Annotated in this window: 10 protein-coding genes and 1 pseudogene; 2 read left to right on the top strand and 9 right to left on the bottom strand. The window is 59.1% G+C overall.

All coding sequences use genetic code 11. From position 1 onward, the window contains the following. Positions 1-54: 54 nt before the first annotated feature. The gene (locus K290_RS38905; protein WP_342428090.1) at positions 55-1,263 is read left to right on the top strand and encodes a recombinase zinc beta ribbon domain-containing protein; all 1,209 of its coding nucleotides are present in this window, start codon (positions 55-57) and stop codon (positions 1,261-1,263) included. A gap of 24 nt (positions 1,264-1,287) precedes the next feature. On the opposite strand, the pseudogene tnpC (K290_RS35680) reads toward K290_RS38905, so the two are convergent. From tnpC (K290_RS35680) to tnpA (K290_RS0132680), 9 genes and pseudogenes are all read right to left on the bottom strand, one after another. Then, positions 1,288-2,724 (bottom strand): annotated as a pseudogene (gene tnpC / locus K290_RS35680) (IS66 family transposase); the annotation flags it as partial. A gap of 79 nt (positions 2,725-2,803) precedes the next feature. After that, a complete protein-coding gene (tnpB, locus tag K290_RS0132715; protein WP_028755362.1) occupies positions 2,804-3,151 on the bottom strand; it encodes an IS66 family insertion sequence element accessory protein TnpB in 348 nt (115 codons plus the stop codon). Further along, entirely contained in the window at positions 3,148-3,501 is a 354-nt protein-coding gene (gene tnpA / locus K290_RS0132710) for an IS66-like element accessory protein TnpA (protein WP_028755361.1), read from the bottom strand. The genes tnpB (K290_RS0132715) and tnpA (K290_RS0132710) overlap by 4 nt, the downstream gene beginning before the upstream one ends. A 117-nt stretch (positions 3,502-3,618) precedes the next feature. Then, on the bottom strand, positions 3,619-5,307 hold the full coding sequence (gene tnpC / locus K290_RS0132705) for an IS66 family transposase (protein WP_028755360.1): 1,689 nt from the start codon (positions 5,305-5,307) through the stop codon (positions 3,619-3,621). 45 nt (positions 5,308-5,352) lie between these two features. Further along, positions 5,353-5,706, bottom strand: coding sequence for an IS66 family insertion sequence element accessory protein TnpB (gene tnpB / locus K290_RS0132700; protein WP_028755359.1), 354 nt, complete (start codon positions 5,704-5,706; stop codon positions 5,353-5,355). Next, positions 5,703-6,137, bottom strand: coding sequence for an IS66-like element accessory protein TnpA (gene tnpA / locus K290_RS0132695; protein ID WP_028755358.1), 435 nt, complete (start codon positions 6,135-6,137; stop codon positions 5,703-5,705). Before tnpA (K290_RS0132695) ends, tnpB (K290_RS0132700) begins: the two co-directional genes overlap by 4 nt. Before the next feature lie 322 nt (positions 6,138-6,459). After that, on the bottom strand, positions 6,460-8,067 hold the full coding sequence (locus K290_RS0132690; protein ID WP_028755357.1) for an IS66-like element ISRtr5 family transposase: 1,608 nt from the start codon (positions 8,065-8,067) through the stop codon (positions 6,460-6,462). Positions 8,068-8,108: 41 nt separating this feature from the next. After that, positions 8,109-8,462, bottom strand: a complete 354-nt coding sequence (tnpB, locus tag K290_RS0132685) for an IS66 family insertion sequence element accessory protein TnpB (RefSeq protein ID WP_028755356.1) — start codon at positions 8,460-8,462, stop codon at positions 8,109-8,111. Further along, positions 8,446-8,886 (bottom strand): IS66-like element accessory protein TnpA, encoded by a 441-nt coding sequence (gene tnpA, locus K290_RS0132680; RefSeq protein WP_028755355.1) that lies wholly within the window; start codon positions 8,884-8,886, stop codon positions 8,446-8,448. Before tnpA (K290_RS0132680) ends, tnpB (K290_RS0132685) begins: the two co-directional genes overlap by 17 nt. Before the next feature lie 250 nt (positions 8,887-9,136). Here tnpA (K290_RS0132680) and K290_RS37005 point away from each other — a divergent pair. Continuing rightward, positions 9,137-9,347 (top strand): transposase (locus K290_RS37005; protein ID WP_154668713.1); only part of this gene is annotated, 211 nt, incomplete at its 3' end.

Below are 9,347 nucleotides of genomic sequence, written 5' to 3'. Positions count from 1 at the left end.
GACGGACGCGCCCACAAAACCTATAAACATCCTCGCGCCCTCAGCGATTGCGAGATTCTTCTAAAGGGCCACCATGAGGGCTACATCGATTGGTCCGAGTACGAACGCAACCAGAAGCAGCTTTCCCTCAACGATTTCGGCCGTCGGGGTGGGCCGAAGTCCGGTAGAGGTGGGCGATCCTTACTGATTGGATTAATGGCTTGCGGTCGATGCGGACGCCGCTTGAAGGTTGGGTATAGGGGGCGCTATCCTTACCCCATCTACCAATGCTTCGGCGCGGATGTCTACAACTCGACGCGCTGTATGAGTTTTGCGGGGCAACGTACCGATAGAGTGATCGCTTCTGAGCTCATCCGTGCCGTCGAGCCCATGGCGGTCGAAGCGGCGCTTACGGCGGAGAGGACGTACATGGAAGGTCAGGCAGAGCAACAGCGGATGATCGAGCTGGAACTTCAGCAAGCCCGTTATGATGCCTCTTTAGCCGAGCGCCGTTACGCAGCCTGCGATCCAGACAATCGCTTGATCGCCGCGACGCTCGAGAAGAACTGGGAGGCGACCCTACGACGCGTTCAAGAGTGCGAAGCGCGGTTGAGCGCCGCAAAAGCCACCAACGCTGGTAAGACCGTTCCGGATTTTGCCGGTCTCGCCGACGATCTGCAAGCGGCTTGGGCAAGTCCGCAAGTGACGATGCGCACCCGCCAGCAGTTGCTTCGGTCGCTCGTCAACGAGATCACGGCCAATATCGATGACGTTGCCCGTGAGATTGTTCTGATCATCCATTGGAAGGGCGGTCAGCACTCGGAGGTTCGACTGCATAAACTGAGCTCCGGAGAACATGAATGCCGCACGTCCGACGACGCCATTGCCGTGATTACCAGCATGGCCGCTCGATGGTCTGACGAGGATATCGCCGCCACGCTGAACAGAATGCGGATGCCGACGGCGCAAGGGAAGACTTGGACAGCCAAGCGCGTGAGTTCCATACGGCGCGTGCGCGATATCCACGCTTATCGTTCGGCGGAGAAGGACGGAACGTGGCTCACTCTGCGCGAGGCGGCACAACACTGCGGGGTCACAAGTCATCGGATCCGGCGCTTGATCGAGGCTAAAATCCTTCCCGCAGAACAGGTCGTGCCCGGCGCTCCCTATCAAATCCTCGCCGCCGATCTTCACTCCGACGCCGTAGTTCGTGCGATGGGGCGTAACGGGGGCCCGTGTCACCTCGAAGCCCAAAATCAGATCCCAATGTTTCCAAACACTTGAGAAGGACGCGTACAATGAATCAGACATCGCCACACCGCGCAGCGATCGCTCCGCACAATTGTTCGACAAGCAGATACGCCCGTCGTCGAGGAAACGGGTGAAGGATTCCCAACGGTTCAATATGTAGTCAAACGCCTTTGCCAAGTCATTGTCGCGCGACAACCTGGCGCGTTGTTCGCGTATCCATATTTCCATGTCGTCGATCAGCGGCTTTGATAACTGCTGGCGTATTGCCTTTCGCTCATCCGCAGTGCGGCCATTGATCTGGCGTTCGATTTCGAACAGCGCGTCGATCCGCTGCACCATGTTCAATGCGGCTGGTGAGATAACGGCGGCACTTTTGCCTTGTGCTTTTCGGCGTGCATTGGTCTCCAGATCGGCCTGCGCAAAAAACGGTCGTCGCGCGTGTGCCCAACACCCCGCTTCATAAATCGGACCCGGACTTCGATCAGGAATATAGAGCTGGCCATAGCCCGTATACGCATCCGCCTGAAGGATGCCGGTATAATTGGCCAGATGCGCCTGCGGATGTTCGCCCGCCCGGTCACGGGAATAATAGAACATCGCCGACGGTGGCGCCGCTCCCCCAAACGGAGCATCGTCCTTGACGTAGCTCCATATCCGACCGGTGACAGTCTTGCCGAGAGCCATGACCGGCACGGTCGTGTCATCACCATGGATCCGCTCAGACGCGAACGTATGGCTTTCAATCCGCCGCACCAGCGGTTCAAGGACCTGGCAGCACGCACCAATCGCGTCCGCCGCCGTCGACAGACTGATTGGCACACCTTCCAAAGCAAAACGTTCGACCTGGCGATTGAGGGGAATGTGCTGGCCGAACTTGTCGCATAGCATCATCGCCAAAAGGCTCGGGCCAGCCCATCCTCTCGGGATGACATGGAAGGGCGCCGGTGCCTGACTGATCTTCTCGCAGTCACGGCAGGTGAACTTTTCCCGCACCGTCTGAATGACCTTCCAGCTACGCGGTACGCTCTCCATCGTTTCGGTGATGTCTTCGCCGAGCTTGCGAAGCCGTTCACCGCCACAGCAGATGCAGGCAACCGGACCAGGCACAACAACACGCTCACGAGGTAGGTGTTCCGGGAAGGGCTTCTTGACAGGCCGCTTGCGCGTAAAGCCGGTGACCGCAATTGCAGCGGCTGCAGCAACGGCCATTTCGGCGGCAAGCTCATCTTCGGTCGCAGTCGCTTCGGCATCCTCAAGCATCAGCTCCATCTGTGCAATCAACCGCGCTGTCCGTTCCGACTTCTGACCACGCAGTTCCCGTTGAAGCTTTTCGATGTAGACTTTCTGGCGAAGAATAATGGCCTGATCGTCGGCCTCCTTGGCCTTGGCAACAGCCAATTCGGCCAAAGCTGTAGCCCGTTCCGCACGCGCTATCGCCAGCTCCGCCTCCAGGGCAGCAGCGTGACCACGGTGACTTTCCGAGCCAGTTTCCATGCTCGAAGTGAATCACAAAACCACTGATTTGCATAGCTTTTCTTGGTGCTGCCAGCGGCTAATCCCGCCCAAAAAGACGCTATCCCGCGCTCGTCGGGCGCCATGTCTGCTGCGGGTTTCGCCAGTCAATTCCCTCAAGCAAATAGGACATCTGGCCAGCCGTCAGCGCAATCGCTCCGCGCTCCGTCGCCGGCCAAATAAAATGACCGCGCTCAAGCCGCTTTGCGTATAGCGAAAGGCCAACTCCGTCATGCCAAAGAGCCTTGATCAGCCGACCACTTTTCCCGCGAAAGACAAAAATGTCGCCCCGGAATGGGTCGCGACCGAGACCCTCTTGTACCATCAGAGCAAGACCCTGCATCCCCTTGCGCATATCGCAATGGCCACTCGCAATCCAAACACGCACATTCGAACTGATCGGGATCATTTAAGCGCTCGTATGACTGCAGCAGCAAGATCGCAAGGCGCAGAAGACGCAATCTTGACCTTCGTGCCGTTTGCAAAGTCCAAAACGATGGTCGCAGAGCCGCCATCACCACCGCCACCGCCAGCGGCGCCCGAGACCGTCGCAGGCACGAACGCAGGGCTATTCTTCACCGCAACTGCCAGTGCTTGACGGCGCCACGTGTAGATCAGTCCTGTCGAAACATCAAAGCGACGCGCCACCTCCGAGACGTTCGCTCCCGGCCCAAATGCCGCCTCCAGTATCTCCAGCCGATCATCTGGCGACCAACGACGACGCCGCTCCTGCCCGGTCAGCAAAATTGCCTGTGCCATCGATCCTCAATGCGCTCTTAAATCCACTCTCAAGAGCGCAAAATGTATCCATACGGCGGGAACCGCGGAACTGGGTCGCGTGCGCGGGCCATTGCTGATGTATGCTGCGGATAAGATTCAGGCGGTGATCTGAGCAGAGGCTTTTTCGGCTTGGCGCAGCCTTTTCCACTGCCATGGGAGCAGTTCGTGCAAGCGGGAGACGGGAAGATCGGCGATGCGGGCGAAGACATCGGCAAGCCATGCCTTTGGATCGACATCGTTGAGGCGGCATGTGGTGATGACGGTCAACATGACGGCTGCACGATCGGCCCCACGTTGGGAACCGGCGAAGGTCCAGTTTTTCCTTCCTAATGCCACACCGCGCAGCGATCGTTCCGCCGCATTGTTCGTAAGACAGACCCTTCCGTCTTCGAGGAAGAGGGCGAAGCCCTCCCAGCGCTTAAGCATGTAGTCGATCGGCTCGATCACCTCGGACGATCTGCTGAGCGTGGTGCGTTCCCGTTTCAGCCACGCGTGCATGTCATCGAACAGCGGCTTGCTCTTCTGCTGCCGTACAGCCAGTCGTTCTTCGGCGCTCAATCCATTGATCTGGCGCTCGATTTCGAACAACTCGTCGTAGCGCTTGACGGCTTCCAATGCGATCGGCGAGATCGGCTTGCCTTTCCGCTTGTAATCCCGAGCATTTTTCTGGATATCGGCCAGTGCAAAGAATTTCCGACGCGAATGGGCGTGGCAAAAGGCAAAGATGATCGGCACCGTCTTTGTCTCGGCGACAGCGAGCGGCTCGAAGCCATTGTAGCAGTCGCTCTGTAGAATACCGCCATACTCGGCCAGATGCTTCTGCGGATGTTCGCCGCGTCGGTCACTCGACGCATAATAGATCGCCGCCGGCGCAGCCGTTCCCCCGAACGGCTGGTCGTCCCGGACGTAAGTCCATATTCGCCCGGTCACGCATTTGCCCTTGGCCTGGATCGGGATGGTCGTGTCGTCACCATGCAATCGCTCGGCCGCGAAGACATGCTTCTCGATCAGGTCGTAGACCGGCATGAGGGCCGCCGTTCCAAATCCGACCTGATCGGCCAGCGTCGAGGTCGACAGGTCTATGCCCTCACATTTGAACCTTGTGCTCTGGCGGTTCAGCGGACTGTGCATCCCAAATTTGTCGAAGACGATCGTCGCCAGCAGGTGCGGACCAATGAAGCCGCGCGGCGTGGCATGGAACGGTGCTGGTGTCTGGCTGATCGCCTCGCAATCACGGCAGGTAAATTTCTCCCGGACCGTCTCGATCACCTTGAAGCGGCGCGGTATCTCCTCCAGCGTCTCGTTGACATCCTCACCCAGCTTCGACAGCCGCGACCCGCCGCAGCAAGCACAGACGGTCGGGGGATCGATTACCACGCGCTCACGCTCGGCATCCTCCGGCCAGGGTTTGCGCACCGGCCGTTTGCGTGTGAACGAACGCACGCTCGACGTTCTGGCGGCCGCCGCCTGGGCAGCCGCCTCGTCCTCCGTCGCGGCCATCACGAGTTCTTCGAGCTGCAATTCCATCTGGTCGATCAGACGCGCCGTGCGCTCGGATCTCTGACCGCGCAGTTCGCGCCGGAGCTTTTCGATCGCCAGTTCCAGACTGACGATCAGCGCCTCGCTGTCCGACAGCATCGCCTGTGCATTGGCCGCCTGCGCCACCGCGATGTCTCGCTCGGCGGCAACGACATCACGTTCAGCCTGCAGCATCGCCCGCTCCGAGAGCAGCGCCAGATAGGCGCTTGCAAGGTCCGCAGGGAGATCGGAGGGCTTCGATACCATGAAGCCATTCGATCAGATTCCTTCAATATTTTCAATGGAATAATGCTATCCGACTTTCGTCGGTCGCCACGTTTCCTGAGGGTTGCGCCAGTCAATTCCGGACAGAAGATAACTGAGCTGCGCAGGTGAGATCGCAACCGCGCCGCCTTCCGCAGACGGCCAGACGAATCGGCCGCGGTCCAACTTTTTTGTAAAAAGGCAGCTCCCCTGGCCGTCACTCCAGATCACTTTTATCAGCGATCCGCTGCGACCGCGGAATACAAAAAGATTGCCGTCCAGAGGGTTCAGTTTCAGCACCTCCTGCACCCGCAAAGCAAGAGATGGAAACCCACAGCGCATGTCGGTATGGCCCGTCGCAATCCATACCCGCACATTCTGACCCGAAGGCAGCGAGATCATCGCAGCGTCTCCAGGCCCCGAATGATCCGCACCAGCGCCTCAACGTCGACGCTACCGTCCACGATCACACGACGGCCGTTCGCCGCAACAATCTCCATGCGGCCGGAAGGAGGCGCTACCGGATGCTCCATCGCAGCAGGTGGAGTGACCTGCTTCACCGGCACAAAAGTTTCCGGCATGACGAACGCCGGCACAAAACCATCGGTTTGTTTCTGGCCGTGCAAACCCTGGCGAACCGATTTGCGCCAACGGTTCAACAGGGAACGGCTGATGCCGTACTGACGGGCCGTGGCCGAGGCCCGGCCTCTCCCCGCAAAGCTTTCTGCGACAATCCGCAGCTTCTCATCCTCAGTGAAGCGACGCCGCCGACCGGTGTTGATCACCTCGATACGGCTCACCCGAGACCCGCTGTCTCCTCCCAAAATCTCCATCCGTCGAACTGTCCTTATGCATGGGAATAAGGACAGGGTCTGAACAATTCTACGCAATATTCAAAGGCGGTCTCGGTCGGACGGATACCGCAAAATCACGATTTCGCCAAAAGCTCGCAAGGCGGTTCACGCCGGAGGGATACGGTGAGCTCATTTGACGGCCCGCAGATCAACCTCAGATCGCTGCAACTGAAAAATCGATGGGGCGTGGACGCCGCATACGTTCAACCGACGAATGGAACGACTTCCTCGTAAGCGCGCATTTCCCTGCGCGTTGACGCGGGCGCTATGAGGGTGATCGTCTTTTGCCGATGGGCCTTGATCAGGCGGGTGCGGTTTTTGCGAAGTTGAATGGTAGGAGGTCGTTGATGTCGGCGCCGTCTGGACGCTGCGGCAATTCGGTGAAGACGTGTCGCAACCAGGCGAATGGCTCGACGCCACAGGCGCGACAGGTCAGCATGAGGCTGTAGATTACGGCACTTGCCTTGGCCCCGTCGACAGTGTCACAGAAGAGCCAGGATTTTCTTCCGGTTGCAAAAACTCTAATGTCGCGCTCCAATAAATTGTTGTCGATCGGCATCCTGCCGTCTTCGGTGTAGCGCGTCAGATATTGCCACTGGTTTCGCGTATAGGAGATCGCATCGCCGAGCTTGGTATCGGGCACGACCTTGGGGGCCATGCTGTCGAGCCACTCCTTCAGGGCGTCAAGGACTGGAACGCTGTGCTTCTGGCGCAGGCGCCGGAGGCAATCGGCTTGCGTTTCGCCGTCATCCGGCTTTTCGTCCCGCACCTGCCTTTCAATCCGATAGAGCTGGTCGAAGAACTTCAATGCCTGTGTGGGCGGGCCGCTTTGTTTCTTCCCGGCCTTGAAGGCGTTGACGAAGCGTCGCCTGGCGTGAGCCATGCATCCGACATGCGTTGCCCCCTTGAGGGTGCGCCAGGCCTGATAGCCGTCGCTCATCAAGATGCCGCGATAGTCACCCAGGAAAGTCTGCGGATGCACCTGCCCACGACCGGGCTGATATTCGAGTAGCACAACCGGCTCGACGCTGTCCTGCCCGCTGCGATAGGCCCAGATGTAGGACTCGTCGGTTGCTTTCCTGTCCTTTTCCTTCAGCACCTGCACCGTGGTTTCGTCACCGTGAATGACGTCCTGCGATAGGAGCCGCTGTTTCAGGGCATCGTAGATGCGAACGAGGTGCTTCTCGCTGGAACCGATCACCCAATGGCCAAGAGCGCCACGGCTGACAGGAACGCCGGCGCGCTCGAAGGCCTGTGCCAGGCGATAGAGCGGTGTGCCGTCGACATATTTATGAACAAGAGCAAAAGCCAGCGTCGAGGCCGTGGCAATACTGCCCGGCAAGGGCTGTGCGGGCATCGGCGCGATGATAACGGGCGTGCTGATATCGGTGCGCTCGCAGTTGCGGCAAGCGTACTTGGCCCGGGCATTTTGCAGCACCGTGGCCTTCACTTCGATATGCAGCTGCTCGGTGACGAGTTCACCCATGCGATGCAACGGATGGCGGCAGCACGGACAGGTCTTCTGATCGTCGGCAAGGTCATATTCAACGCGTTGGCGTGGCAAGTTTGCCGGAAGAGGTTTGCGTCCGCGTTTCCTGCCTTCGGGCTTTTCTACCTCTGGCAATCCCGTGTCGGGAAGCTCTGCGACGTCCGGCTCGCCACAATCGGCCAAGCCCTCATCAGCATCGGCCTCAAGGGCGGCGTTCTCGGCTTCGTTGAAGACGCGATCCATATGCTTTTCGCTGCGCGGCGCAAAACGATGCAGTTGTGCAAGCGCCAGCTCTTCCTCGAGCTTGAAGACACGCTGCTCAAGGGCGTCTCTTTCAGCCCGCAGCGCAGCGTTCTCGGCAGCATTCGCCGCCAGAAGCGCCATCAGTTCCGCAACGGTCGGGGTGCCGGCTGGAGTCATCACAGCTTTGAATCTGAGCCGCCCCCCGCCGTCAACTGCCTTCAGCCGACAAATTCATACTGCCGGACAGGATGGCGCACCATCGCGTCGAGATCGATGCCGTCAAGCAGCCAGCGCAACTGTTCGGTATCGAGCATCACGACCGGCGCCTCGCGGCGGGGCCAGCGAAACCGGTCTTCGGACAAGGCTTTCAAGACGAGCACAAACCCTGACCGCTCGAAGAACAGGAGCTTCATCCGGGTTCGCCGGCGATTGCAAAAAACGAACACAGCACGCTCGAACGGGCTCAGACCCATCGACTGCTCGACCAGGATCGCCAGGCTGTTGATCCCCGCACGAAAGTCGATCGGATCCCGGTGAAGATAGACGCGAAGATCGTCAGCCAGCCGGAACATTGCACCGCCCCAGAACTTCGATCATCGCGCAAAGGGCACGCTCATCCACATTCTCAAGTTCAAGCCGCACACCATTCGGCAAAGACGCCATCAGCCGCATTCCTGCCGATGATGACCGCGCCGGCATGTCGGGCTGCCGCGCAGTCGGCGACGCTGCAACCACCGGAACAAAGGCCGACGTTTCCTGCCCTGCAACGACCGTCAAAGTGTCTTGGGCCTGCCGATTTCGGCGAAGCTTCACCCAATTGCGTAACTGATTGGCGTTGACGCCGCGCGCCAGGGCCAGGCGGGCGACTGATACGCCGGGCTTCATTGCAGCCTCGATCAGACGGTCTTTCTCGTTGGGATCGAAACGTCGCTTCCCGTTGGAAAGAACCTTCACAGCCCGAAGGGGCTCCGATCCAGTCAAGATATCCAATGCCATTATGTCCACAGTCTCCGTTGTGGACACAGACTCCTTCATTCGATTTTCAATGAACAGGTGCCGCGAATTGTGCGCTTACACTTCCTCGACTGCTTTGTAGACGACGAGGAGCTGGTCGCCCGCTTCAAAGCGAAATCTCCGCGGTAACAATCGGTCGGTTAGTAAGCGCCGTCTCCGGCCCATTGGATTGGGTGTATTTTGAGGCTTGCTGCGTATGCGAGAAGGTTTCCAGGACTATCTGGAGATTTGCATGGCAGATGATGGATTTGTTGGTCGCTACGAAGTTGTCGAGCCGCGCCGGGGAAACCGGCGCTGGCCGGATGATGTGAAGGCGCGGATCGTGGCGGAAAGCCTTGAGCCTGGTGTTCGTGTTGTTGATGTCGCGCGCCGTCATGACGTTGTTCCGCACCAGCTTTCCTTGTGGCGCCGGCAAGTGCGCGAGGGCATTCTGGCCCTGCCTT

The organism is Rhizobium leucaenae USDA 9039, assembly GCF_000426285.1.
Taxonomy (GTDB): Bacteria; Pseudomonadota; Alphaproteobacteria; order Rhizobiales; family Rhizobiaceae; genus Rhizobium; species Rhizobium leucaenae.
The sequence above is the reverse complement of the archived record's forward strand: the minus strand, read 5'-3'. Positions and strand labels throughout refer to the sequence as shown.